The organism is Azorhizophilus paspali (assembly GCF_043587585.2).
GTDB classification, from domain to species: Bacteria; Pseudomonadota; Gammaproteobacteria; order Pseudomonadales; family Pseudomonadaceae; genus Azotobacter; species Azotobacter paspali.
The window spans coordinates 1442544-1468138 of sequence record NZ_CP171449.1 but is presented as its reverse complement, the minus strand read 5'-3'; the positions used below and the strand labels follow the sequence as shown (position 1 = coordinate 1468138).

Below are 25595 nucleotides of genomic sequence, written 5' to 3'. Positions count from 1 at the left end.
ATTCGCACCTCAAACTCGGGTGTTGCCCTGAATCTGATTCGGCAGATGATCCCGAGCTTGTGCGATGCGTTGCCGTCATGTCGACGAGCTCCCCCGCTTCGGAAAAGCAACCGACCACGGTTTCTTCAGCATGGCTTCATCAGAACAAACTTGCTCCTCAATGAAGGCCATTCTCGACTCGAAGTCAGCCGCGTCAATATGCGCCAGAGTGAATATTTGCTGAATACCATTCAGCAAGAAGCGCACGGCAGCACGGCACCCCTCGTCGGCCGCGACGATAGCGTCGTAGGGAAGAAATAGCGTGTATTCGACGTCCTTGGTCTTCTTGAAGACCGTCGGACCTTTGATCTGGTTCTCAGTGCAGTTTGTACGTGCACTGATGCGCACCATGAGGGCGAAGTCCGCTCCATACATATTGAGAAACTCGGTGTTGGGTGTGGCCAACTCCGAAAGCTGAGCCCCCAACCATGCTTGCATATGGTGCGAGAACGGAAAACTGACGCCTGCCTCTCCGTAGATTTGACCGAAAAATACTTTCATGGCTTGAAGCTCCTCTGGTTGCCTGGGGGGACCTTCCCGGTCTTCTCGTAGTACGCTCTTAGACGAGCAGTTTCGGCTGCCTTCGCCTGAGCACTTGTGGTTTCGCCAAGGTCTTCTACAACTTCGCCCACTACATTGCCCTTCCCAACCGCCTGTTCCAGCTTTCGGACTTGCTGATGGAGCCTGGTAGGAAGTCCGGACGATTGGGTAACCCGATTCAGGTCGGCCTTGCCAATCTTGTGGAGGTCACCGCCGACTTCAACCTCATATACCCCAAACCTTGAAGTCGACGTGTTGTTGTTCAAGTTCGGCTTCTTCGGAGCAGCCGCTGCCTCTCCGGGTTCTGGAACCTTCGGCTTGGGCGCGGACGAACCGCCGCCTTCTTTTGCGGCTACCGCTAACAGCGCGCCTGTCTTGGCGACGTCAGCAACCTCAAGCGGAGCGAGTACGGGACCAGTGGCTGCCAGAGTGCCGCCTCCAGCAGACGCTACACCCATGGCGGGGGCCAGTTTGCCTCCTTGGGCTGCGACCTCCAAGCCTTCCTTGACCGTCTCAAGCGCAACTTTGCCGCCTTGCACAAGCGTCTTTCCCCCGCTGACAGCGACGCTCTTCGCTGCGCCGGCACCATCTACGAGCGTGACGATATCCGCCGTATTGAGGACGACGTCGAGTGCCCGGCTAGCAATCTTCTCCTTGCTCTTGTCACCTTCGTAGTGGGTAGCCTCAAAAGCGATATCGCCCAGCGCCTCCCCCGTGTCTTTGACGAGGTGGCCCACCCCGGTTGCCATGGCCTTCACCATACCGGTGGCACCCTCCTTGGCAGCGAGGTCCCTGATGGCTCCCGGTGCCTTCATCAAAGCCTCGCCTCGCTTGTCGAGGTTGTTTACGATCCCTTTTGCAATCGGACTCTCTTGAATCCTGTCGTCGACCCAAAGAGCAGCACGTTGAGTCCAACTGAGCGAGTCGCGCCAATCCTGTCCATCCGGATCAAAGAGCCGAATCGGGTTGTTGACAACGAAAGCGTAAGGATTAATTCCGGCCTCAACTCCTTTGGGATCAAACGTAGGCCAACGGGCTAGCCAGCACGCGTAGTACCGCGCACCGAAGTAACAGAACCCGGTCTCCTCATCGCGCTCCTTGCCGCTATATCGATATCGCTTGAGGCTTACTTCGGCAGCGCTGCGGCCGGCCTGGAACGAAGTCGTTCCGTACGGGTGGTTCTCCTCGTAGGCGATCAACGCGCCATCCTTGTCGAGCTCGACGCTCGATGAACCCAGGTGGTTTGCGAGTTGATACCGCTGCAGCGGCACCGGGCCGTTGACCACGCTCCCGTTCTGGACAGTTTGGGTCTCGACCAGCGCGATGCGCTGCTTGTCGTCTAGAACATGCAGCGATTCCCGTTCAAGACTGATCCCAGCGCCGTTGTACTCGCGGTAGATCTCGAATCCACCGAGGTACAGCCGCTCCTTTTGCCTTACGCCGTTCCGCGATTCGATGACCTTCCGAACGCGCTGACCGCCGCCGTCGTAGATGTAGCAGGCTGTGCCGCCACCTCCGAGGTCGGCCTGCTGGAGCTGGTCTTTGAAGTCCCAGACCATCGCCGCGAGATGCGGCATCGAGGTCATGTTGCCGTGTGCGTCGTGCGTGTAGGGCTCGACCTGGTTGAACCCGTTGCCCACGGTGGTTCTCGTCAGCCGGTTGTTCTTCTTGCCGGCCTCGAGCAGGCTGTCCTCCCGGTACTCATAGCGACGCGTCCAACCCGTGCCGTTGAAGCGGTGGGCGAGCGCCTCGAAATTACCGACCGGATCGTATTCGTAGCGCTCCGTGTAGTTGCGCAGCGCCTGCAGGTCGTTCGGATGTGCTCGCCCGACGAACGGGTAGTCGCGGCAATCACCATTCGGCGGATTGAAATTGAACGCGTTCTGACCAATGTGCTCGCGGCCCTTCGCCTCAATAAGACGGTAAACGGCGTCATAGGTGTACGAGCCTACCGGCTCAACATTCTGGCCGGCGTGGACGATGGTCTTGAGCGCAACGTCTTCAATCCGCGTGATGTTGCCGACTGGATCGTATGAGTAGTGCAGATCCTGCACCACGGAAGGCACGTCGAAGAGCTGCGATGCAGTCGCGTCGGGGTTGGCGGGGCGCGTGGTTCTTAGACGCGAGAGGCGGAACGTGAGCGGGTCATATTCGTAGGTGGTGCTCGCGCCGTTTCCGTAGTCGATCCTCTCGCGCTGCCCTTTGGCGTTGTAGTCGATGTTCATCACGAAAGACGTGGCTACGCCGGCGCCGCGAAGCCGCACGTCCACCTTGTCGAGAAGGTTGGCCTCGTTAAAGGTCGGTCGGTAGACGCTTCCATCTGGCGAGGTGACGGTGAGCGGCCGGTTCAGTGCGTCGAACGTCGTAATGCTGGTAAAAGTGCCGTCGGTGGCAGCAGGGTTCTGCAACCAGTTCACCGCGACCTTGTAGTCCGGCAGCAAATCGCGTCGGTGCTCCCGCAGATTGCCCTTGAAGTCGTAGGCGGCGTTGGTGACCACGCCCGCAGCGTCGAAGCGCTGGTAGATCTGACCACGATGGTTGGCAGCGTCACCCTGGCCCTCGCCGTAGACAGTGCGCTCGGCGAGCCGCTCGGCGCCGTTCTCCGTCACAAAGAGGCCCGTCGGTCGGCGAAGCTCGTCGTAGGTCATGCGGCGCAAGAAGAGCCGGCTATCCCACGCACGGACGGGCTTCCCGACGGCATCGTTCAACATCCAGCGCTCGCCGGCCTCCATGCTGGCCTGGTGAATGCGGTTGCCGAGGAGGTCGTAGTCGTAGCGCATGACGATGCGCCCGAGCTCGTCGACGATCGCGTTGCCCTGCGGGTCGACGCCCCTTTTGACGGCGTCGCGCACCGTTCGCTGGTTGCTCTCGATGTCCAGGTCTACCCGCGTCGCGAAACGGCCAACCGTGCCGTCCAAGGCGTGGCTGGGACAGACCACCTTGTTGTGCGCGAGCGTGATGAACACGCGGCCGAGGACATCGAGGTGGGCGGTGGTCGGCGTGTTCGCGTGCGCTTCGGCCTTTCGGGCCGCGTCTCGCTCGGCGGTGCCCATCGCGCTGCCGATTCGCTGCGCGTACCACGTCTCCCAGTTGGGCTGCGTCTTGAAGTATTCGCGGACGTAGCCCGCTATATCGGGATCGGTCCGGGGATCGCCGGTCTCGTCTTGAGTCGCGAATTGTTGCTGGCCCTGCGCTGCGGCGACCGTGTCGTTCACATCAAAGGTCGTTTGCGTCCAGGGATCGAAGACGACCTTCTCGTAAGTGTGATTCGGATGCAGCGTAGCGACGACACGCTCGACCGGGTCGTAGAAGAGTACAGGACTGACGCCCGTATCCGTAACCTCGGGCTCCCTCTCGTAGAGGTGCGTCGCGCTGAAGAAAGGTTCGTACTGCTTGACGGGCTTGCCCTTGTTGTTGAAGACCGTCCGCCCTGAGCCGACCCAACGACGGGGAACATCTGTATCTCCCGGCTCAAGCTTGCCGGGCTCGATGTCGCCGGAGGGCAACGCCACGGGGGCTTGGCGCTTACGGGCTTTCCCCGGTTCTGCCTGAATCTTCTTCTGGATCTCGCGACCGAACCCGTCGGAGAAAAAGAAGCTGAGCTGGATCTTGGTCTGGCCGTCGCGTGCCGGTTCGAAGTGAGTTTCACGCGCCAACGTGGCGGCGAACGGAGGCTGCCCAACTCGTCTGTAGCGATCGAGATCGTACACGATGCGGGTCGTGGCCTTACCCAGAAGGGATGCCGCTTCGGCCTGAGGATCCGCGATGAACGCGCGCACCTTGGCCAACGTCGGATTCGCGCTGAAACCTTCGAGCAAGTCGCCGAATGGTTGCCCCGGCTTCCCCATGATCGCCGTCGCAACGACCATCCCGAGCTCGTCGAAGGCCAACGTTGAGCGGTTGCGGTTCGGATCCGTGACCTCTCGAGGCTGGAGCACCCGGTAGTCGTTCGCGGCCGCGACCGAGTTGCCTACCGGATCCGTGGTTCGGGTGACGAGCAGATCATAAACGTCGTATTCGACCACAGTCGTCTGATCGAAGGCATCGGCGACCTTCCGCGGAACGAAGAAGTGCTGGCGCGCGGTGCTCAGCTCGATGGCGGCGGTGAGCGCTGGATTGCTCGCGTTCGCTCCCGAATCGAAGAAGACTTTGCCGGACGGTATCCACCAGTTGCCGTCCCAAGCAACGTACCCGCCTTGATCGCTGCCCTTTCCTTCGAGCAGCGCGTTCGGATTGGGTAGCAGTGCTTCATCGGGCTGACCTGCCTGCCTTCGCGTGAAGACCAGAGCGAGGAGCGAAGGCGTCAGGGCCAATTTGTACGTCTCGCCCGGCAAGGCCTGAGACTCAACCTTGCCAAGTGCCGACAGGGCACTCAGATCGTCCTTGCGATAGAGCGTGCGCACATCCTCGATGAGGCGCTTCTGCTTCTTGGTGACGTCGGCCTCGACCTCGTACGGAATCTCCGCGGCCGACGCGAGCAGGGCGAAGTTGTTCCGAGACCACTCCTCGAAGCTGAAACGTGCGCCCTTCTCGGGCGTGAACCCCGTCAGTTCATAGGTTCGGGCTTCGGCTGGGATTGGTGCGCGATGATGCCCTGCCACCAGAACAGCCGGGGGAATCTCGTTCTGCGTGTAGCTGCTCTCGCTGTACGTGATGAGCAACTGGGATTGCTTCGCCTTGTCTTCGACCATCAGCGCCGCGTCCGTGGACGGCGTGCGACGACCATAGGCAACAGCGAGAGACTTCAAGACGTTGCCGAAGGGGTCGACCTCCAGCGTGAAAGTGTGGCTGATGCGTGGATCGGCCGGATTGCGCTCGTAGTGGTTGCTCAGGACCTCGCGGGGATGGGCAAAGAAGACCGCATGGCGATTGCCGAGCCGCTGCTGAAGTCGCTCAAGCGTGAAGTTCTGCTCGACGACCGTGTAGGGTGTGGCCGCGCGCTCCTTCTCCTCGGGCGAGGAGTTGTCATTGGCGTCGAGCGCGTACACCTCCTGGCGCAGCATCATGCCCTTGAGCGCACGGCACGCCTCGCGCTCCTCGTCGAGGGTCAGACTCTCGGGCAGAACGGTGTCCGGAAGTAGCCGCTCCCTCGCCTCGTCATCGGTGAGCCCCGGCTCTCGGTAGTACTCGCCGACGTCTTTGTCATCAAGGAGGCCGGCGAAGAAATCGGAGACGTGGTCTCGCCCGAGATAGATGCCTGTGTGAAACCAGGTTTTAGTCAAAACCGGCGGCACATGCGAAACGGCATCGACGTTGGTCGTGCCCGGCTGCGCACCTGCGGCAAAGGTCGCGAACTCTTCGGTGTCGCGCTGCTCGACCATTCCGAAGCCGCGGAACTCGCGCTCCACACCGTCGAAGTAGCCGTGGTGGTATTTGTAGGAGGTGGCGAAGCGATTGCCGCTGATATGGTCGAACGTGGTCACGCGCTCGACAACGTGCACCGGGAACGGCAGCCGCGTGATCCACGGCCTGCCTTCACGCTTGTCTTCCAAGTAGAACTTCGTGGAGGACGCGTACTCGACCTTCGTCTCGGCGCCGAGATTGTTCGTCGAGCGGACGAGCAGGTGGGGCTTCTGCCCGCCCATCAGGTCGATGTACCGAAGCGGACGTCGCACATCGCCGGGTAGCGGCGATGACCAGACCAAGCATGCGGTTTTGTTGCCCAGCAGGTCGGCTGTCGATATCGACGTTAGGTTGTCGATGCGCGGGAATGTCGGAAGATGGCGCGCCTCACTCCAGCGGTTGCCCGACTGGTTGAAGTAAATGCGCACATTATCGCGATGCAGGTAGATGATATCGGTCGTTCCCGAGCCATCAATGTCGGCCAGCCGAATGCGCCGCTGCTCGAACTGGTCCGGGTTGTCGAACCATGGCGCGTTGTCCATGGTGACCTTGGCGCCGAAGCGGCCGTACCCGAGGTTTGGCCAATAGCAAACCTCACCATTCCGGATGCGCACCAAGTCGGTGAGGCCATCGCCGCAGAGATCGGCGAGGTAGATGGATTGCGTACCATCAGCGAGCACCAAGCGCGGCCCGCGCTCCTCGTCGCGCGGATGATGAGTCTTACGCGCGGGACCGTATCCGTCTTCCGCGAGGGACGGATACCAGGTGAAGACGTTGTCCTCGGTGATAAGGATGTCCGCATGGCCGTCGCCGTCGAGGTCGATGAAACGAAGATTGGGCTCGTTCCAGTTGAGGTTCGGCAGCTTGCGGAACGTGCGGAAGGTCTCCCAGCTCTCCTCCAGAGTCCGCTCGTAAAAGCCGGGGGTTGGTCCACTGAACGAGACAACGTCGAGCTGACCGTCACCCGATAAGTCGAGGAGCTGCGTCCCGCCACTCGCCATCGCGAACAGTGACGGCTTGGTGGGAACGACCTGCAGCGCTCCGAAACGACCCTCTCCAAGATTGGGCTTGTAGAACCACGCCCCAGCCTGCTCCGTCAGAATTCCCGAAACGCCTTCTCCGTCGAAATCGACCCATTGATAAGTGGAGCCGTCGACGCCTACGGGAAGACTCTCAGTTGCCGAGGCATCGAGGTACCGAATCTCATCCTGGACCTTTGCCTTGCTGTACTCGAACTCGAGCGGCGGAAGAGCCCTCTTCAGATAGGTGATGTACTTGACGCCGCCCCGTTCGATGACTGCTTGGCCGTCACGTACGAAGCCGGACTGAGTGATGGATTGAATGAACGACGCGAATCGCGAGCTGCCTTGGTGGCCCAGCTCGTTGTCGATCGTCGGAGACTTCGAGTAGTCGAGGTCCTTGTACTCGAACTCGATGGTGCGAACGAGGCAGGGCTCGTCGCCAAGCTCTGCAAGGCGGTCCTGGTTCAACTCCGGGAAGCGGTGGAACATCAGCACGCGACGGCAGCGGCGGTACGAGCGCACCTCGAAACCGGCTCGATGCGATGAGAAGGCATCGGGTCGTAATGCCCACGTGCCGTCTGTCTTCCACGAAGCGTGAACGAGCTGGTGTTGCTCGTCTGCCGGTTGCCCCTGGGCGAGAGGAATTTCCTCGTAGTGGCCTTCGTCGTAATCGAACACCACCTCGAAGAGCCAGGTGGCCAAGGAGAGGTCCGGCTGAACGAGGCGCGAGACGCGATTGCCGTACTTGACGTGCTTCAGGTAGCGATTGGCCGTGCGGGTGCGATTGCGCTCGTTGGCCAGCGACCGGTCCACCCCGGCATCGTTCTCGGCCGCGTACTCGTAGACGATCGCGTTGCCCTTGTCGTCGTAGCTTGCGCAGATGAGCCAAGTGAAGATGCGCGTCGGATGCGCTGGATCAGGGTCTGCTGGATCGAAGATGCGGGAGTTGTTGTCGTGGCCGTAGAGGGTCGTGACATTCTCGGGCGTGATCGAGCGCCAGTGGACCTCTCCCGTGGCTCGGTCGGTCCATCGCTCGATGCGCGCGAAGAGTCCCTCTACCCGCGGGCGATAGCGATGAATCATGAAGCCTGGAGTGCTGACCTCGTCCTTGCTCCTGCTGCCGTCCGCCTCGAGAACGGGCACGAGGTCTTCTGCGCCGGAGAGGACGTAGACGTCCGACTCGCGGGCGTCGTCGTACTGAGGTAGCCCCTTGTCGGTCTTGCGCGTGATGGACGGGAGGGAGAGCAACCACCCGAATCCGAAGAGACCGTTGCCCACCCCCGAGTCGTACGAGAGCGAGAGCTGCGGCCCGAACCCCGCGCGGCCGGGGCTCGTGGGGATCGGCACCGTCATCGACCCGGTGCCGGTGACGGGGGTGGCGCCGAATTTCTCGCCCATGCCACGAATTGCTCCCCCGCCCTTGGGCAACTGAATGCTTGGAGCCATCTGCCGAAATTCGTCAGCCCGCACGGAATTATCTAGGTTTCCATTCCGCCTGCTGATTTCTGCCTCGGACATTAAATCCTCACTAATCCATATCCATATGCATAGTAGGGGGCAATGGCAATAGCGGAGCACGCTCAAATTTAGTATGCAATAGAACGCATTTTCCGCGGCAAAGTTGTCGCGCACTCAAGGACTTGAAAGGGCTTTAATGGCGCAAAGCGCTTGTCCGACTCGCGCCTATTCAACAACAACCGTTGCAGTGATACAAGTGCAATTCGAGGCGTTCTGCCGGAGGTCCTGGACGATGAATTCGGCGCTCGAAAAACTGCTCGACAGACTCAGAACATCCATTGCAGACTGGCACATTGCTTTGGGAACTAAGCCAAGGGCAGGTCAAGCCGCTCAGCAGATCGGTGCTGAAGTAGGGTCACAGGCCGCTCAGATCCAGAAAAAAGCAGCTGTGCGTCAATGGAGATAGAAGTCACCTTTTGGCTGCATTGACAATGGTCTCTCTCTTCGCATGCTGGCCAGTAGCCATTTTCAGAGAAGTTTCGGGAATGATCGGTCAGTTTTTAGCTGAAATTGAAGCGTTCATCAGAACGTATGTGAAAGATATTGAGGATGGAGTTACCGCTGTTTTCGCCGGCGCCGGCCTCCCTAAAAACTGCGGCTTCGTTAATTGGAGCAAGCTGCTCAGTGAAATCACTGAAGAGTTGGGTCTAAAAGTTGAGTTGGAGCATAACCTTATTTCAGTTGCACAATACCATATCAACAAGAAGAACAGCTCGAACGGCCTGACTTGGAAAATCCTTGAAGAATTTTCGGATCAGGCAAAACTCTCTGACGCTCACAATATCATTTCGCGGCTTCCCATCAGGACATATTGGACAACCAATTACGACACCCTGATCGAAGACAGCCTCAAAAATAACTACCGCGTCGAGGTGGGGTATCCTGACAAGACCAGACAGCCTCGTTTCAAGCGGCCTTCACTGAATCTCGATATCGCTTGGCAAATTCAGCGGGGGCCAGATAGCCAAGTCGCGAGTGACGACGCTGGCGGTTATAGAACATCTCGATGTATTACCTGATCGAGCTTTCAGCCTCTGCGCGCGTGGCGTAGCGCCGGTGATGAACGAGCTCGTTCTTCAGCGTTTCCCAGAAGCTCTCGATCGGTGCCTTATCAAAACAGTTCCCCTTGCCTGACATCGAACGCTGCAGGCCAAACTGCTCCTGCAAATCACGGTAAGCTTTCGCGCAGTACTGACTGCCGCGATCCGAACGATGGATGCGGCCTGGCGGTGGACGGTGCTGCTGGAGTGCCCGGAACAGAGCCCTGCTCAGCCAGTCGGTCGTCATCCGCTCCGAGAATGCGTAGCCAACGATCTCGCAGGTAAACACATCCTTCACGCCCGCCAGGTACAGCCCCCTCCCCAGTCGGGATATACGTGATATCGGCCGTCCACAGCGCATTCGGCCGGTTCGGCCTGAACACCTGTCCCAGCACATTCTCGGCGACTGGCAACGTATGCGACGGGTGAGTGGTCGCCTTGAATTTGCGCCTCTGCCGGCCGCGCAGGCCCATTTCACGGCGCAGGCGAGCGATACGGTCGCGCCCGGCAGCAAAGCCCATCGCAGCAAGTTCTGGCGTAAGCGGCGGATACCCTAGGTCTCCCGGTTTTTGCCATGGGCTGCCCGGATAGCCACCCGTAACCGCTCATTCTCCCGGTCTCGCGCCGAGGGGACCCGCGCGTGCCAGTCGTAGAAGCCCGCGCGTGACACGCCCAGCACCTGACAAGCCACCCTTACTGGGAACAGGTGCCGATGCTCTTCTATCCACGCGTACCGGGCAGTGACTCCCGAGCAAAGTACGCGGCTGCTTTTTTTACGATATCCCGCTCCGTGCGGACATCGGCGAGCTCCTTGCGCAGACGAGCATTCTCCGCCTCCCGCTCGGCAACGGTTCTCGCCCTTGGGGCTGGTTTCTCACTGCCTGCCATGGCAGCCGCCACCCAAGTGGCCAGCGTTCCCTTGGGAATGCCAACCGGCTGGCCGCCTCTTTACGGCTGAGTTCTTGTTCGAGGACCAGCTTCACCGCTTCGGCGCGGAACTCTCTGGGTAACTGTTTCTGATCATGTTTCACTCCCGATCACTGATGGTAGCAATCGAGACTGTCTGCCGAAATCAGGCTATCCCAATGCAATATATAACTGTGCTAACGGGCACACTCTGTCGGAATTGCCCGACACCGGCAGGGGACGGTCTAGACTCGATTTCTAAAAGCTCCCAAGGAAAATCGAGCATGTGCTTCTGGAGACTCACGATCGTCGCCTTGGCACTCGCCGGCGTCGCGTGCAGCAACGTACCCTCCTCCGAGAGCCGGCATTCGGGCTTTCTCGGCGACTACAGCAGGCTGGTCAAGGACCCGTACTGGGACAACAGTGAATACTGGGTCAAGCCGGACCTGAAGCTGCGCCAGGACTACGACAAGCGGATCGTCCTTGAACCCGCCCGCTACTACGTCGACTCCGCCACCCAGAAGTTGATTGCCGAGCGCGGCGAAGAAACCGCCAAGGTCCTCGCTCATCTCGACCAGGCTATTCGCCGCGAGCTGCAGGCCGGCGGCTACCAGTTGGTGAAATCCGACGATACGCGCAGCCTGCGCCTGCGCCCGGCGATCACCGGCCTGATCCGCAACGCCCGCGACCTGAAGCCCACCGAGTACGTTCCCATCGGCTTTCTTATCGGTGCCGGCATGCAGCTCACCGGTGTGCGTGACCAACAGGTACGAATCTTTTTCGAGACCGAAATCCGCAATGCCAGAACAGGGGAACTCCTTGCCCAATCGGTCAGCGCTGCCAGCGGCAACGAAATCTCGCCTTCCGTCAAGGCTAGCGCCAACGACACTTACCAAGCCCTGGATGACTGGGCCAGGCAGGTGCGCGTGCGCCTGGACCGGGCCTATCGCCAGAGCGCCGAACGGCGGGCCGAACGTTGAGCCAAACCTGTGGCAGATGGTCAAGGTCGAGCGGATCGCCCGAATGCAGGCCCAGCTTGTCGCGAATATCCCGAACACGAACATGGCGTCGTACTCGCCTGTTCGCGCAGGACCGACCCGCAGCGCGGCCGGAGACCGTTGCGCACGGCGGTCCGCTCAACACATCGAGATATCGAGGAGATCAAGGGCACGGCGCTGTTCGCACGCTTTCGCGAACGCAAAGGGCCTGACGTCGATCTCGCCCGCCATGCGTGGCATCCAGCCATTTCTGGGATCTTCGCGTACCGCGTAGCAGGACAGTTGCGCGGCAATCGAGCGGAGTCAGGGGCTGATTGAATAGCCCCGGGCGCTCATACAGTTGCTATAGGCTTGTTCGACGCTTGCGCTACTTTGCTCGCTATCCCGCTCCGTACGCCGCTCCTGGCGGCGCTCTTGACGCTGCCGGGACGCACCGACCGCAGCGCCGGCGGCGGCTGCCTGACGGGCCTGCTCCTGTCGGTATTCTTCTTTGAGTTCGTCGTCGGCCCGATCATAGACATTCTCATGCTGTCGACCGCGTGCCTCGGCAGCCACTGAACCGGCCACGGCCCCGCTCGCCGCGCCACGCACGCGCCCACCGCCCCGGGAGTCATTGCTCTGACTGGACGAATCGGCTTGAGCGCCGGCCTGCGACTGACAGGCCGTGACGTCCGCCTGGATCTGTTGCGAGCTTTGACCCTTCAGTGGAACCACGGTCGCCGCCCGGACATCGAACAAGACACCGGCCAGTAGCAGCCCGGCGAAGGCATGTACGGCTGTAGGTCGAGGCATGAAACAATCCTCCGAAAAGTCAAAGCACTTGGACTATAGTCCAAAAAGTCATCGGCACTTGACCGCTGGGCGTCCTCCGAGGGTATGCCATCTGCCAAGGATGTAGCAGGGCAAACGGCGGTACCTCGGCTGGTCACACCGGTGCTGCTGGCGCTGGCCCGTGTGCGGCAATTGGTTGCCGGACATCACCGGCAGAGTGCCACCTGGAGCCGTGCCACGATGTCCTTCGCGAGCCTCCAGGCGCTGGCCGGTTACGCCTATTCGGCGCTGTTCTTTGCCAGCCACGGCCACTACAGGCTGCTGTTCTCCGCCGCTGAGGGCGCCATCGGTCTGGCCCTGGGGCTGGATCTGCCGCTGGCGTTCAAGAAAGTCTTCCGCCGCTGCGCTGGAGCCGACGTGACACCGGAGGCATAGGAAGACGTTCGCATCGAAATCGGCGAGGCGGGTCCCTGGGCTGTCGAGATCCGCTTGTAGCCCTGATTTGCCCTAGAGCCGGCGGACAAGTGGTCAAGGACTGGCGCTAACATACGCAGCTTAAACTTCGTCGGGCCGGGCCGGCACAAGCTTCGCGCCGCCCCACACCCACCGACATCGCCCAGGGCCATCGACTGGCGGAGTCGACATGGCCCTCGCGCCAATCAGGGCATAAGCGGCGGTCGGTATTCCAGCGTCGTTCCCAACGCCCAGAGAAGTACCAGCACCAGCGGCGCATGCACTACCAGTTGGACGAAGGAAAAGCCGATCACATCGCGCGCTTTCAGTCCCAGCACACCCAGCAGAGGCAGCATGTAGAACGGATTGATCAGGTTGGGCAGTGCCTCGGCGGCGTTGTAGATCTGCACCGCCCAGCCTAGGTGGTAGCGCAGTTCGTTGGCGACCTGCATCACGTAAGGTGCCTCGATGATCCACTTGCCGCCCCCCGACGGAATGAAGAACCCGAGCACGGCCGAATACACCCCCATCAGCAGAGCGTAGGTGTCGTGCGAGGCGACCTGCACAAAAAACGTGGAAATGTAATGGGCAAGGGTCTGGCCATCGTCACCGGCGACCTTGGTCATGATCGCGGCGATGGAACCGTACAGCGGAAACTGGATCAGCACCCCGGCGGTGGCCGGCACCGCACGCGCCACGGCATCGAGGAAGCTGCGCGGCCGCCAATGAAGCAGCGCGCCGAGCATCAGGAACAGCAGGTTGTAGGTGTTGAGCCCGGAAATCGCCTCGATAGCCGGCTTGCTGGCGAACTCCTGAGCGAGCCAGCCGGCGGCGAGCACAACCAGCAGGATGATCAGCAGCGGGCTGTATTCCAGCCACTCGCCGGGGCGCGTGCGCTGCGCCGGTGGCGGCGGCGCGAAGCCTGGGTCGATCCCGCAGGCCTGCGCGGTGCGCGCGCTGGCGGCGCCCGGCGCGGTGACATAGGCGACCAGCAGCGACACCAGCACGAGCGCCACCAGCAATACGCCGGACTGCCAGAGGAAGATGGTCTCGGTGAAGGGAATGACGCCGGTGATCGACAGGATCGAAGGTGGCAGGCTGCCCGGATTCGCCTGCAACTGCGCCGCCGAGGACGACAGGCCGAGCGCCCACACCGCGCCCAGACCCAGATAGGCAGCGGCGCCGGCCGCCCGGTAGTCCATGCGCAGCTCCTCGCGGCGCGCCAGTGCGCACACTAGCAAGCCGCCGAACACCAGGCTCAGGCCCCAGTTCAGCAGCGAGGCGAGCATCGAGATCAAGGCCACCCAGCAGACCGCCGAGCGACCGTTGTTCGGCACGGCCGCGAGCAGGCCGATTAGCCGGGAGGCCGGCGGCGAGCTGGCGACTACATAGCCGCCGATGACCACGAAGGCCATCTGCATGGTGAACGGGATTAGGCTCCAGAAACCATCGCCGAAGGCTTTGGCGGTCTCGGCCGGGCGCGCGCCCATAGCCAGCGCCGCCAGCGCGACGACGATCACCGCCAGCACGGCGAATACCCAGGAATCGGGAAACCAACGCTCGGCCCAGTTCGAACAATTGATTGCGAAACGGGCGTAGCGACTGTCTTCTTCGATGTAGCGACGGTCTTCGGCACAGGTTGCCATGACGTTTTTCCTTGTCGGTCGTTGTTGTTTTTCGGCAGCCAGCACCGGCCGCTTTCCCCATTTTGGCCACGCCAGGTTTTTCACATTCGCCGTTGCCGCGCAAGTCCCGGCGGCGGCGTGGGCGGAGCGTCCCCCGGCGTTGCCGCTCAGGGCTTCAGGGCATGGCGCAACTGGCGGGCGCGCCGCTGCGGAACCCGCGCGCGACGGGCTTCGTCCCAGCGGTAGAAGCCCTCGCCGCTGCGCAGGCCAGTATGGCCCTCGCCGATCCTCGCCTCGAGAAGGACCAGCACACTCTCATCATCGGCCAGGGTCGGCACGAGGTGGCGAAAGATATCCAAGAAAGTGTCCAGAGCGCCCATGTCGGCCGCCTCCAGCGGGCCGAGCATGGCGTAGCGACGGCCGAGCGAAGCGCGCATCACCCGGTCGACGGTTTCCTCGCTGGCGGTGCCGCTCCGCACGATGTGCAGCGCCTCGCGCAGCACGGCGAACTGCAGGCGGTTGCCGATGAACCCAGGGATAACCTTGTCGAGCACCACGGCCTCCAGCTCCATCCCCGCCAGCAGCCTGCGGACAGCCTCTAGCTTTGCCGCCGGATCGCGCAGCAGGACGGCATGGCCGTGGCGAGCCAGGTGGGTGGCGATGCCGATGCCCATCAGACCGGCGCCGAGGATAACGATGGGGGATGCGCTCATGGAGGAACTCCTGTTCCCGTTTTCGTATGGCGGCACGATCGGCACGCGGCAGCCCGAAGCCCCGAGCGGACGTCCCCGGACGATGGCGCCAGCGTTCACGTTAGCGATCTCTGGATTGCAGCCCAATTACTGGCTTGCCGCCAGTGTCCGGGCTGCGAAAGCCCGGTCGACCCGGTGCGCGGCAAGCCTCCCCTTTCAGGACGGAAAAGAAGGTGAGTCGACCCTGACGGGCCGAATACGCTAGGAATGCTCCCTTACCGCCCTTTCGGGCGGCGACTGTCCGCGACAGGCCTGTGCCCAGGCCAGGGCAATCGCATGAAATGTCTTTCCGATACCGGACTGGAAAGATTGTGTGCCTGGTCGTTCCGGCCTGGTCTTCAAATCCGGTGCATCGGCTGCTTGCCGAGGGGCTGGATACCTCCTGTTTCGGCCCCCCCCCGGCCGAGTCACTTTCTCTTTGCGCGCGCCAAGAGAAAGTAACCAAAGAGAAAGCGCGCCCGGTCATTCGGCCCCGGCTACGCCGGGGTTCCCTCGCTCCGGCGCCGCTCCGAGAATCGTCCACAAGGGGCATCCATGCCCCTCGTACGACTCTCGCCGCCTCCCTGCGGCTCTCCCCTCTACGCGACGCCTGCGCTCGGCCTTCTGAACGGGAGTCGGGTTCCGGGTTGCCTGAAAGCGCTTTCGCTCTTGCAGCACGGCTTGTCAGGCAATGCCGGATGCCCCCCTTCAGAAGGCCGAGCGGAATCGTCGTGGAAGGGGTCGAGCGGCAAGGATGCCGCGAGAGCCGCGATGGGCCATGGATGGCCCTTCGCGGCGAGCCCCTGGAGCGGCGATGCAGGGAGGGAACCCGGAGCGAAGCGCAGGGCCGGATGAGGGAGTGGCCTTCTTTTGGGTTACTTTTTCTTGGCCAGGCAAGAAAAAGTGACTCGGCCGGTGGGCCGAAACAGAAGGTATCCGGCCCCTCGACAAGCAGCCATGCCAAGGATCACACAATCTTTCCAGTCTGGTATCAGGCGAGCGCTTCATGCGATTGCCCTGGTGCCCAGGCCGAGACAGCTAAAAAGGAGCCGTGATCGCCGTCAGTGGCGATGCACGCTTGCCTGTATCCGCATCACGAAGGGGCCGCGCTCGCGGTCGCCGATGTCCGCGAAATCGATGACTTCGTAGCCGAACTGGTCCGGGCGGGGCTAGGGCGAGTTTGCCAGTGCCTCGGCCAGCGCCACGGTATCGGTCAGCGCGCGATAGGCGTTGCCGGCGTGGTGGGCATGGTCGATGCGACCGGCTTCGACCATCAGGTAGAAGCCCGACTTGTTCTGCTGCAGGAGCTTGATCGCCTTTTCGGTCATCTCGGCGAGCGAGGGTTCGCCTGCAGTGTCGTGCTTGCGGTCGGCTTCGTAGCGCATATGCGAACGCTCGAAGAGGCCGAGCAGGTGCCTGGTTTGCTGCGGGTTCACCGCGTCGAAGCCGGCCTTGTTCCAGACATAAGCGGACTGCGGATACTTGGCGAGCCACTTCGCGGTCAGGTCGCGGCTGTCCTGGCGGCGCCCCCTCTAGCTCGGGTACTTCGAGTCGGCCACGATGCCGGGCATGAAGTAGCTGCGAGCGCCGCCGAATGACCGCCCCCAGCGATCTTTGTCGCTTGTCGAGGAGAAAGACCAGGCTCAGCACCATGCGGACCGACTGGCCGACGGCATAGACGAGCGCAAGCGCCTCACCACCGCCGAAGAAAGCCACCGTCAGCAGCACGCACAGGCTGCTGCCCGATCGGGCCGCCAGCCAGCTTCCGAAAACTGTGTGGAAACGCCGCGCACCGACCCGGAACAGCCAGAAACCGAAGATGACCAAACCATTGCCGGCCACCGCGGGAATGACGGGTACTGCACTCAGGTGCCGAAAAGGAAGAATCACGCCGCCCGACACGGTTGGGGAACAGGCGGCGAACCAGATGCGTGCGGCAAAACGGTCGATGGCGCCAGGCAATCGCCACCCAGATGACGTAGAGCGCAAAAGAGACGAGGACAACGACGATGTAGAGCGTGGAAAAATCCAGATGCATATCGATAGACAGTCAGCGGCGTCCCTTACAAGCACGCCAGACATGGCGCTCCTTGCACCAGTATTTTCCTGACGCTCTTCCCGGACTTCCTCGCCAACCGCTGTTCACGAGCAAGCGAGGCCTCGAAACCGAAGCGCAGATAGAAGCCTGATAGCCCTGTCGCACCACGGCCATCCGCGCCGACAGGATGTGCCCTGGCGGGCACGAGTCAGCCGGCCGGCAACTCGAGCACCACACGCCCACGACCGGGATCGTTTTCCAGATAGCGGTTCGCTGCAACGAAATCCTCGAAGGCGAACACCCGGTCGATAGGGGGGCGCAGCAATCCCTGCACGGTCAATTCGTCGATCCGCTGCAGTGCTGCCCGGACAGCCTCGCGGTCGGGCTCTATGCCCAGTTCGGAATGGCCGGTGAAATCCAGGATGCAGTGACGGAAGAATTGCAGATGCTTCTGGAAGGCCGCGCAGGCCGGGAAGCTCGCATCGTTGCCGCCATTAAGCCCATAGAGAATCAGCTTGCCGCGCAGCGCGGCCAGATCACCGAGCAGCTTCATCTGCGGCCCGCCGCACTGGTCCAGCACCACCTCGATACCCGCGCCGCGGGTATAGCGCTGCACCTCCAGCACCAGATCCTGCTCTTCTGTGACGATGACCTTGTCAGCCCCCATCCGGCGGATGAATTCCCGGCTCGCGGGATGACTGGTGGCGGCGATCACTTCGGCCCCCAGGGCCTTGGCCAGTTGCACTGCCTGCGGCGCCAGGCAGTGTCCGGCCTCGGTGACCAGCAGCCTTTGGCCGGGGCGCAGCCGGGCCAGGCCGACCAGGGCGAAGTAGGCATAGAGGTAAGGTGTGTAGTACACCGCCGCCTCTCGCGCCGAGAGTACCTCGGGATAGACCGCCAGGCTGGTACGCGGCATCAGTACCAGGTCGCCACAGGCCGGATAGCGGTTCGGCGAGTGTGCCGGGAAACTGGCGACCGGCATGCCCGGCGCAAGATCGGCGACATCCTCGCCCATCGCCGCCACGCGCCCGGCCAGTTCGTAACCCAGGCCGGCCGGCAGTCGCGCCCGTTCCGGAGCGAGGTTTTGCCGCCACAGCACATCCTGCCAGCCAAGACCCAACGCCTCCACCTGCACCAGCACTTCGCCCGGTCCGGGCCGCGGGGTCGGCAGCTCCTCCAGACGCAGCACGTCAGCATCGCCGAAGGCGTGGAAACGGATCATGCGGGACATCGCTTACCTCATCTCGAAGTCATCCTCCCCGACTCTAGCCGGGCTGGCCGGGCAACTCCACCTAACCGCCTTCGATAGTCGACATGCACGTCGTTGATTCGCGGCCCTCCCGTGCCGACGGGCCCTGCCCTTGACGTGTAGCGGCCCGGCCTGCACCTTTGCCCCAGCCAACGGACGAAACGAATGAACCGTAATGATCTGCGCCGTCTCGATCTGAACCTGTTGATCGTCTTCGAGACGCTGATGCACGAGCGCAGCGTAACCCGCACGGCAGAGAAGCTTTTTCTCGGCCAACCGGCGATCAGCGCGGCCCTAGCACGCCTGCGCAACCTATTCGACGATCCGCTCTTCGTCCGTACCGGCCGCAACATGGAGCCGACTACCCGGGCGCTGGAAATCTTCGCCCTGCTCTCCCCCGCCCTCGACTCGATCTCCACTGCCGTCAGCCGGGCGGCCGACTTCGCCCCGGCGACCAGCACGGCAGTGTTCCGTCTCGGTCTCTCCGACGACGTGGAATTCGCCCTGCTGCCGCCACTGTTGCGCCGCCTGCGCGCCGAGGCACCGGACATCACCCTGGTCGTGCGCCGCGCCAACTATCTGCTGATGCCGCAGTTACTGGCCTCGGGCGAGATTTCGGTGGGTGTCGGCTACACCGAGGCGCTGCCGGCCAATGCCAAGCGCCGAGTGCTGCGCCGGAGCATGCCGCGCCTGCTGCGGGCCGATGCCATCCCCGGCGCGCTGAGCCTGGACGACTACTGCGCACGGCCCCATGCGCTGGTGTCCTTCGCCGGCGACCTCTGCGGTTTCATCGACGACGAACTGGCCAAGCTGGGCCGTACGCGTCGCGTGGTACTAGCCGTTCCCCAATTCAACGGTCTGGGCACTCTGCTCGCCGGCACCGACATCGTCGCCAGCGTGCCCGACTACACCGCCGCGGCCCTGACCGCTGTCGGCGGCCTGCGCGCCGAGGCACTGCCTCTGGCGACACCCGCCTTCGAGTTGCACATGGTCTGGCGCGGCGCCCAGGACAACGACCCGGCCGAGCGCTGGCTGCGTTCGCGCATCCAGATGTTCTGCGGCGATCCCGACAGCCTGGTCCGGACAGACCCGCCCCATCACTCCGACTGATAATCAACTTCGCGACATTCGATTCGTCGCCGCCGGACACGCATCCCAGACTCCGCGCACTCATACATACGACCGGCGGAGTCATACATGGAACCGTTCCTATCCCGGCCCCGGCATCTCGCTCTGGCCATCATCGCCCTTTTGACCCTGAACGCTTGCCGCAAAGCCCCGGAAACCGCCCCGTCGGCGCCGCCAGTCAAGGTCAGCGTCGCAAAAGTCATCGAACAGCCGATCAACGAATGGGACGAACTCTCGGGACGCCTCGAGGCGCCGGAGTCGGTGGAAGTCCGCCCGCGGGTGTCCGGCTACATCGACCGGGTCGCCTTCGTCGAAGGCGGCCTGGTGAAGAAGGGCGAACTGCTGTTCCAGATCGACCCGCGCCCCTTCGAGGCCGAAGTCAAGCGCCTGGAGGCCGAACTGCAGCAGGCCCGCACCGGCCTTGCCCGCGCCGCCAAGGAGGCCGAGCGCGGCGAGCGCCTGCGTGCCAGCAAGGCCATCTCCACCGAACTGGCCGATGCTCGAGCCAGCGCCGCCCAGGAGGCTCGCGCGGCGCTCGCCGCGATTCAGGCACAGTTGGACAATGCCCGCCTGGACCTCGGCTTCACCCGCGTCGTCTCGCCCATCGACGGCCGCGCCGGCCGCGCCGAAATCACCGCCGGCAACCTGGTCAACGCCGGCCAGGCTCTGCTGACCACGGTGGTATCCACCGATCGTGTCTACGCCTATTTCGATGCCGACGAGCGCATCTTCCTCAAATACGCCGAGCGGGCCCGGCGCAACGGCGGCGATGCCCGCGCCGCCGCACCGGTGTACCTCGGCCTGACCGGCGAGAATGGTCATCCGTACCTGGGCCGACTGGACTTTCTCGACAACCAGGTCAATCCGCGCACCGGCACCATTCGCGGCCGCGCGGTGCTCGACAATGCCGATGGCCGCTTCACGCCCGGTCTGTATGCACGCGTCCGGCTGGTCGGCAGCGACACCTATGCCGCCACCCTGATCCAGGACACCGCGATCGGCACCGACCTGGGCAAGAAATTCGTCCTGGTCCTCGGCGCGGACAACATTCTGAGTTATCGCACCGTCGAGCTGGGACCGAAGCTGGAGAACCTGCGCATCGTCCGCCAGGGCCTGGCCAAGGGCGAGCGGATCGTGGTCAACGGCCTGCAGCGCGCCCTGCCCGGCAGCGCCGTGGAAGCGCAGGACGTGCCCATGGCCGATGCCGATACCCTTGCCGCCCTGGCCCGCCAGCGCCGGGCGCTGGAAGGCGATGCCGCATCCCGCGTGGCGAGTCGCGCGAGCGCGGTCGAGGACGGGCGCCCATGAACTTCTCGCAATTCTTCATCCACCGGCCGATCTTCGCTGCCGTGCTCTCGCTGCTGACCCTGATTGGTGGCGCCATCGCACTGTTCCAGTTGCCGATCAGCGAATACCCGGAAGTAGTGCCGCCCACTGTGGTAGTGCGCGCCAATTTTCCGGGCGCCAACCCCAAGGTGATCGGCGAAACGGTCGCCTCGCCGCTCGAACAGGCCATCGTCGGCGTCGAGGGAATGCTCTACATGTCGTCCCAGGCCACCTCCGACGGCAAACTGACCCTGACCATCACCTTCGCCCTCGGCACCGATCTGGACAACGCCCAGGTGCAGGTGCAAAACCGCGTGACCCGCACCATGCCGACCCTGCCCACCGAGGTGCAGCGCCTCGGCGTGACCGTCGACAAGGCTTCGCCGGATTTGACCATGGTGGTTCACCTGACCTCGCCGGACGAACGCTACGACATGCTCTACCTGTCCAACTACGCCACGCTCAACGTCAAGGACGAGCTGGCGCGCCTCGATGGCGTGGGCGACGTGCAACTGTTCGGCCTCGGCAACTACTCCCTGCGCGTTTGGCTCGATCCGCACCGGGTGGCCTCGCGCGGCCTCACCGCCATGGACGTGGTCGACGCCATCCGCGAGCAGAACCGCCAGGTCGCCGCCGGCTCCCTCGGCGCACCGCCGGCACCGGGCGACACCGGCTTCCAGCTATCGATCAACACCCAGGGCCGCCTGGTCAGCGAGGAGGAGTTCGAGAACATCATCGTCCGCACCGGTGCGGATGGCGAGATCACCCGCCTGAAGGACATCGCCCGCATCGAGCTGGGCTCCAGCCAGTACGCCCTGCGCTCGCAACTGAACAACCGGCCGGCCGTGGCCATGCCGATCTTCCAGCGCCCCGACTCCAACGCCATCGACATCTCCGACGCGGTGCGCGCGCGCATGGCCGAGCTGAAGCAGAGCTTTCCGCAGGGCGTCGACTACTCCATCGTCTACGACCCAACCGTGTTCGTACGCGGCTCCATCGAGGCGGTGGTGCACACCCTGTTCGAGGCCATCGTCCTGGTGGTGCTGGTGGTGATCCTGTTCCTGCAGACCTGGCGCGCCTCGATCATTCCCCTGGCGGCGGTACCGGTGTCGCTGATCGGTACCTTCGCGGTGATGCACCTGTTCGGCTTCTCGCTCAACGCCCTATCGCTGTTCGGCCTGGTGCTGGCCATCGGCATCGTGGTGGACGACGCGATCGTGGTGGTGGAGAACGTCGAGCGCAACATCGCCCTCGGCAAGCCGCCTCTGGAGGCGACCCGCCAGGCCATGCAGGAAGTGACCGGCCCCATCGTCGCCACGGCCCTGGTGCTTTGCGCGGTGTTCGTACCGACGGCGTTCATCTCCGGCCTGACCGGACAGTTCTACCAGCAGTTCGCCCTGACCATCGCCATCTCCACGGTGATCTCGGCATTCAACTCGCTGACCCTGTCGCCGGCCCTGGCCGCCATGCTGCTCAAGGACCACCACGCGCCCAAGGATCGCTTTTCCCGGGTGCTCGATAGGCTGCTCGGCGGCTGGCTGTTCGAGCCCTTCAACCGCCTGTTCGAGCGCGCCAGTCACGGCTATGTCGCTACCGTGCGCCACGTGCTGCGCGGCACTGCCATCGCCCTGCTGGTCTACGGCGGGCTGATGGGCCTGACCTGGCTGGGCTTTTCCAACACCCCGACAGGCTTCGTACCGCCGCAGGACAAGCAGTATCTGGTCGCCTTCGCCCAGTTGCCGGACGCCGCCACCCTCGACCGCACCGATGCGGTGATCCAGCGCATGTCGGAGATCGCCGGCCGGCATCCGGGAGTGGCCAACACCGTGGCCTTCCCCGGCTTGTCGATCAACGGCTTCACCAACAGCCCGAACAGCGGCATCGTCTTCACCCCCCTCAAGTCCTTCGAGGAACGTCAGGACCCGTCGTTGTCGGCGGATACCATCGCCGCCGAGCTGAACCGCCAGTTCGCCGAGATCCAGGACGCCTACATCGCCATCTTCCCGCCACCGCCGGTACAAGGCCTTGGCACTATCGGCGGCTTCCGCGTGCAGGTCCAGGACCGTGGCGGCCTCGGCTACGAGGAGCTGTATCGGCAGGTGCAGAACGTCATCGCCAAGAGCCGCACGGTGCCGGAGCTGGCCGGTCTGTTCACCAGCTACCAGGTGAACGTGCCGCAGGTCGACGCCGACATCGACCGGGAAAAGGCCAAGACCCACGGCGTGGCCATCAGCGACATTTTCGACACCCTGCAGGTGTATCTGGGATCGCTGTACGCCAACGACTTCAATCGCTTCGGCCGTACCTATCAAGTCAATGTCCAGGCCGAGCAGCAGTTTCGCCTGGAGCCGGCACAGATCGGCCAGCTCAAGGTGCGCAACAACCGTGGCGAGATGGTACCGCTGTCGACCTTCGTCAGGATCGAAGGCAGCGCCGGTCCCGATCGAGTGATGCACTACAACGGCTTTCTCACCGCCGAGATCAACGGCGCCGCCGCCCCCGGCTACAGCTCCGGCCAGGCCGAGGCGGCGATGGAGCGGCTGCTGCGCGAGGAGCTGCCGGGCGGCATGACTTTCGAGTGGACCGAGCTGACCTACCAGCAGATCCTCGCCGGCAATACCGCCATCTTCGTCTTCCCGCTCTGCGTGCTGCTGGCGTTCCTAGTCCTGGCCGCCCAGTACGAGAGCTGGGGCCTGCCGCTGGCGGTGATCCTGATCGTGCCCATGACCCTGCTGTCGGCCATCGTCGGCATCAGGATCGCCGGCGGAGACAACAACGTCTTCACCCAGATCGGCCTGATCGTGCTGGTCGGGCTGGCCTGCAAGAACGCCATCCTCATCGTCGAGTTCGCCAAGGACCGGCAGGCGGAGGGCCTGGATCGCATCGCCGCCGTGCTGGAGGCTTGCCGCCTACGCCTGCGGCCGATCCTGATGACCTCCATCGCCTTCATCATGGGCGTGGTGCCGCTGGTGCTGTCCTCCGGGGCCGGCGCCGAGATGCGCCATGCCATGGGGGTAGCAGTGTTCTCCGGGATGATCGGCGTGACGCTCTTCGGCCTGCTGTTGACCCCGGTATTCTTCGTGCTGGTACGGGCTTTCGTCGAACGACGCGAAGCCCGTCGGAACCGGCAGGCACTCAAAGCGCAGGGATGAAACCATGGCGTGCCGCCAATGCGAAGCCCGAGTCGCGGCCAGGCGGCGGCGACTCGCCTCTCCATGCGCCGTCCGCCCGAGGCCCTGTCCTCATCCGGCCTTCCAGTAGCTGGTCAGCGGCGTGGCCGTGCCGAAGACCGGGTCGGTTCCGGGAAACGGCAGGCTCTGCATATGCGCGAGCATTCGCGCCGTGGGCGCCTCCCGGCACAGGTCGGGATCTTGGCCCGGCGGATAGGCGCCCACGACCAACAAATCCGCGCTCGCTTCCAGGCGGCAATGGCCGGTGCCGACCGGCAGCAGGGCGACATCGCCGGCACCGACCACGACTTCGCGCCCACCCGGCCCGCCGAGCAGGAGCCGCGTGCTGCCACGGGCGAAGCCGAGCACCTCGTGGGCAGTGGAGTGGTAGTGGTGGAAGGAATAGACGCCGTTGCGCCAGGCCGAGGGCCAGCCGTTGCGGTCGAAGGCGGCCTCGAAGGCCGCCGCCGGATCGCGATCGGACACCGGGATCGCACCGCGATAGAGCAGCACCGGCAGGCGCGGATTGTTCGGCATCCAGGCGTTGCGCTTGAGCAGCAGCGTCTTTGGCTCGGCCGCAGTCGCCTTGCGCGCAGGCGCGGGCGGCAAGGCTCTGGTGGCGGCGAGGCCCGTGAGTTGGGCTTTGAAGCGTCGTCTGTCGAAGGGAGTCATCCGGCATTCTCCCGAGTAGTGGACAGGAAGCCAGGCGAGCCGGCGGAGGTGACGGTATCCAGGCCGGCGTCGCGTCCGGGCAGATCGCCGATGGCCGACCAGTCCAACTCCTCGCCGCCGTGGGCCAGCAGCGACAGGAAGCGGTCGCGCAGCAGACTGGCCAGTGGCAACGGCACCTGCAGCGCCTCGGCGGCGGCCAGCACCAGCCGGATGTCCTTCTGGCCCAACGGCGCGGCAAACCCCGCCGGCTGGAATTTCCGCTCGGCGATCAGCGTGCCGTAGGTCTTGTAGATCGGTGCGCCGAACAGCGTGGAAGTGAGGATGTCCAGGTATTGGTGGCGATCGATACCGCCCTTTTCGGCCAGCGCCATCGCCTCGCCGAGGGATTCGATCACCGAGGCGATCAAAAAATTGCCGCTGAGCTTGACCAGATTGGCGGCCTGTGGCGTCGCGGAAACGCCGAAGGTCTTCTGACCGATCGCCTCGAGCAGCGGAGCGACCTTGGCGACGGCGTCGTCGGCGCCGGCGGCGACCACGAATAGCTTGCCGGCCGCGGCCGCGTCCGGGCGGCCGAACACCGGCGCCGAAACGTAGCCCTGGCCGGCTTCGCCGTGCGCGCTTTGCAGCTCTCCGGCCAGGGCCACGCTGATGGTGCTCGACGAGACATGGACGGCCCCCTCGGGCAATGCCGCGAGGACGCCGCCCTCGCCGAATACCACTTCGCGCACGGCTTCGTCGTTGGCCAGCATGGAGAACACGGTGTCGGCGTCACGACAGGCGTGAGCCACGTCGGTCGCCAGCCCGGCCCCGGCCTGTACCAGCGCTTCGGCCCTCTCCTGCGTCCGGTTGTGGACGGTGACAGTGTGGCCAGCCTTGAGCAGGTTGGCGGCCATGCCGGAGCCCATGCGGCCCAAGCCTATGAAACCTACCTTCATGATGGTTGCCTCCTGTGTTTCGCCCGATACCGGGGATCGATGGCGGAAATGCCGGATAAGGTACGGGGCGGGATGGAACGGACGAGCGGAC

14 protein-coding genes and 3 pseudogenes are annotated in these 25595 nt (G+C 63.5%); 7 read left to right on the top strand and 10 right to left on the bottom strand.

Features of this window, described 5'->3' with window-relative positions:
• Nucleotides 1-75: 75 nt before the first annotated feature.
• Both ACGI6K_RS07185 and ACGI6K_RS07180 read right to left on the bottom strand, forming a co-directional pair.
• Nucleotides 76-540 carry a hypothetical protein gene (locus tag ACGI6K_RS07185; protein ID WP_376942159.1) on the bottom strand — a complete coding sequence of 155 codons (465 nt, stop codon included), beginning with the start codon at nucleotides 538-540 and terminating at the stop codon, nucleotides 76-78.
• A complete protein-coding gene (locus ACGI6K_RS07180; protein ID WP_376942161.1) occupies nucleotides 537-8342 on the bottom strand; it encodes a SpvB/TcaC N-terminal domain-containing protein in 7806 nt (2601 codons plus the stop codon). Before ACGI6K_RS07180 ends, ACGI6K_RS07185 begins: the two co-directional genes overlap by 4 nt.
• 605 nt (nucleotides 8343-8947) lie before the next feature.
• Between ACGI6K_RS07180 and ACGI6K_RS07175 the strand changes: the two genes are divergently transcribed.
• Nucleotides 8948-9481, top strand: a complete 534-nt coding sequence (locus ACGI6K_RS07175) for a hypothetical protein (RefSeq protein WP_376942191.1) — start codon at nucleotides 8948-8950, stop codon at nucleotides 9479-9481.
• On the opposite strand, the pseudogene ACGI6K_RS07170 reads toward ACGI6K_RS07175, so the two are convergent.
• A pseudogene (locus tag ACGI6K_RS07170) lies at nucleotides 9369-10533 on the bottom strand (IS3 family transposase). The gene ACGI6K_RS07175 and the pseudogene ACGI6K_RS07170 sit on opposite strands and share 113 nt — an antisense overlap.
• 159 nt (nucleotides 10534-10692) lie before the next feature.
• Between ACGI6K_RS07170 and ACGI6K_RS07165 the strand changes: the two are divergent.
• Nucleotides 10693-11388: a DUF3313 domain-containing protein gene (locus tag ACGI6K_RS07165; protein ID WP_376942163.1), complete on the top strand. Its 696-nt coding sequence runs from the start codon at nucleotides 10693-10695 to the stop codon at nucleotides 11386-11388.
• Between the two features lie 321 nt (nucleotides 11389-11709).
• Here the strand turns inward: ACGI6K_RS07165 and ACGI6K_RS07160 are convergent, their stop codons facing one another.
• Complete coding sequence (locus ACGI6K_RS07160) at nucleotides 11710-12198, bottom strand: hypothetical protein (protein WP_376942165.1); 489 nt, start codon at nucleotides 12196-12198, stop codon at nucleotides 11710-11712.
• A 141-nt stretch (nucleotides 12199-12339) separates the two neighbouring features.
• On the opposite strand from ACGI6K_RS07160, the pseudogene ACGI6K_RS07155 reads away from it, so the two are divergent.
• Nucleotides 12340-12612, top strand: a pseudogene (locus ACGI6K_RS07155) (MFS transporter); the annotation flags it as partial.
• Between the two features lie 224 nt (nucleotides 12613-12836).
• Here ACGI6K_RS07155 and ACGI6K_RS07150 read toward each other — a convergent pair.
• From ACGI6K_RS07150 to ACGI6K_RS07140, 3 genes and pseudogenes are all read right to left on the bottom strand, one after another.
• Nucleotides 12837-14276 carry a short-chain fatty acid transporter gene (locus ACGI6K_RS07150; protein WP_376942167.1) on the bottom strand — a complete coding sequence of 480 codons (1440 nt, stop codon included), beginning with the start codon at nucleotides 14274-14276 and terminating at the stop codon, nucleotides 12837-12839.
• Between the two features lie 146 nt (nucleotides 14277-14422).
• Nucleotides 14423-14968 (bottom strand): 3-hydroxyacyl-CoA dehydrogenase family protein, encoded by a 546-nt coding sequence (locus ACGI6K_RS07145; protein ID WP_376942169.1) that lies wholly within the window; start codon nucleotides 14966-14968, stop codon nucleotides 14423-14425.
• Nucleotides 14969-16155: 1187 nt separating this feature from the next.
• Nucleotides 16156-16503, bottom strand: a pseudogene (locus ACGI6K_RS07140) (alkaline phosphatase); the annotation flags it as partial.
• 97 nt (nucleotides 16504-16600) lie between these two features.
• Between ACGI6K_RS07140 and ACGI6K_RS07135 the strand changes: the two are divergent.
• The gene (locus ACGI6K_RS07135) at nucleotides 16601-16963 is read left to right on the top strand and encodes a hypothetical protein (RefSeq protein WP_376942171.1); all 363 of its coding nucleotides are present in this window, start codon (nucleotides 16601-16603) and stop codon (nucleotides 16961-16963) included.
• Between the two features lie 269 nt (nucleotides 16964-17232).
• Here ACGI6K_RS07135 and ACGI6K_RS07130 read toward each other — a convergent pair whose 3' ends face one another.
• A complete protein-coding gene (locus tag ACGI6K_RS07130; RefSeq protein WP_376942173.1) occupies nucleotides 17233-18255 on the bottom strand; it encodes a zinc-dependent alcohol dehydrogenase family protein in 1023 nt (340 codons plus the stop codon).
• Nucleotides 18256-18438: 183 nt separating this feature from the next.
• Here ACGI6K_RS07130 and ACGI6K_RS07125 point away from each other — a divergent pair, with 183 nt between their 5' ends.
• The 3 genes from ACGI6K_RS07125 to ACGI6K_RS07115 all read left to right on the top strand — a co-directional run bounded on the left by ACGI6K_RS07125 (nucleotide 18439) and on the right by ACGI6K_RS07115 (nucleotide 23879).
• Nucleotides 18439-19383 (top strand): LysR family transcriptional regulator, encoded by a 945-nt coding sequence (locus tag ACGI6K_RS07125; protein WP_012701915.1) that lies wholly within the window; start codon nucleotides 18439-18441, stop codon nucleotides 19381-19383.
• An 87-nt stretch (nucleotides 19384-19470) separates the two neighbouring features.
• Nucleotides 19471-20709 (top strand): efflux RND transporter periplasmic adaptor subunit, encoded by a 1239-nt coding sequence (locus ACGI6K_RS07120; RefSeq protein WP_376942175.1) that lies wholly within the window; start codon nucleotides 19471-19473, stop codon nucleotides 20707-20709.
• The gene (locus ACGI6K_RS07115) at nucleotides 20706-23879 is read left to right on the top strand and encodes an efflux RND transporter permease subunit (protein WP_376942177.1); all 3174 of its coding nucleotides are present in this window, start codon (nucleotides 20706-20708) and stop codon (nucleotides 23877-23879) included. Before ACGI6K_RS07120 ends, ACGI6K_RS07115 begins: the two co-directional genes overlap by 4 nt.
• 90 nt (nucleotides 23880-23969) lie before the next feature.
• Here the strand turns inward: ACGI6K_RS07115 and ACGI6K_RS07110 are convergent, their stop codons facing one another.
• Both ACGI6K_RS07110 and ACGI6K_RS07105 read right to left on the bottom strand, forming a co-directional pair.
• Complete coding sequence (locus ACGI6K_RS07110) at nucleotides 23970-24569, bottom strand: cupin (RefSeq protein ID WP_376942179.1); 600 nt, start codon at nucleotides 24567-24569, stop codon at nucleotides 23970-23972.
• Nucleotides 24566-25561 (bottom strand): NAD(P)-dependent oxidoreductase, encoded by a 996-nt coding sequence (locus ACGI6K_RS07105; RefSeq protein WP_394543948.1) that lies wholly within the window; start codon nucleotides 25559-25561, stop codon nucleotides 24566-24568. The genes ACGI6K_RS07110 and ACGI6K_RS07105 overlap by 4 nt, the downstream gene beginning before the upstream one ends.
• Nucleotides 25562-25595: the final 34 nt, after the last annotated feature.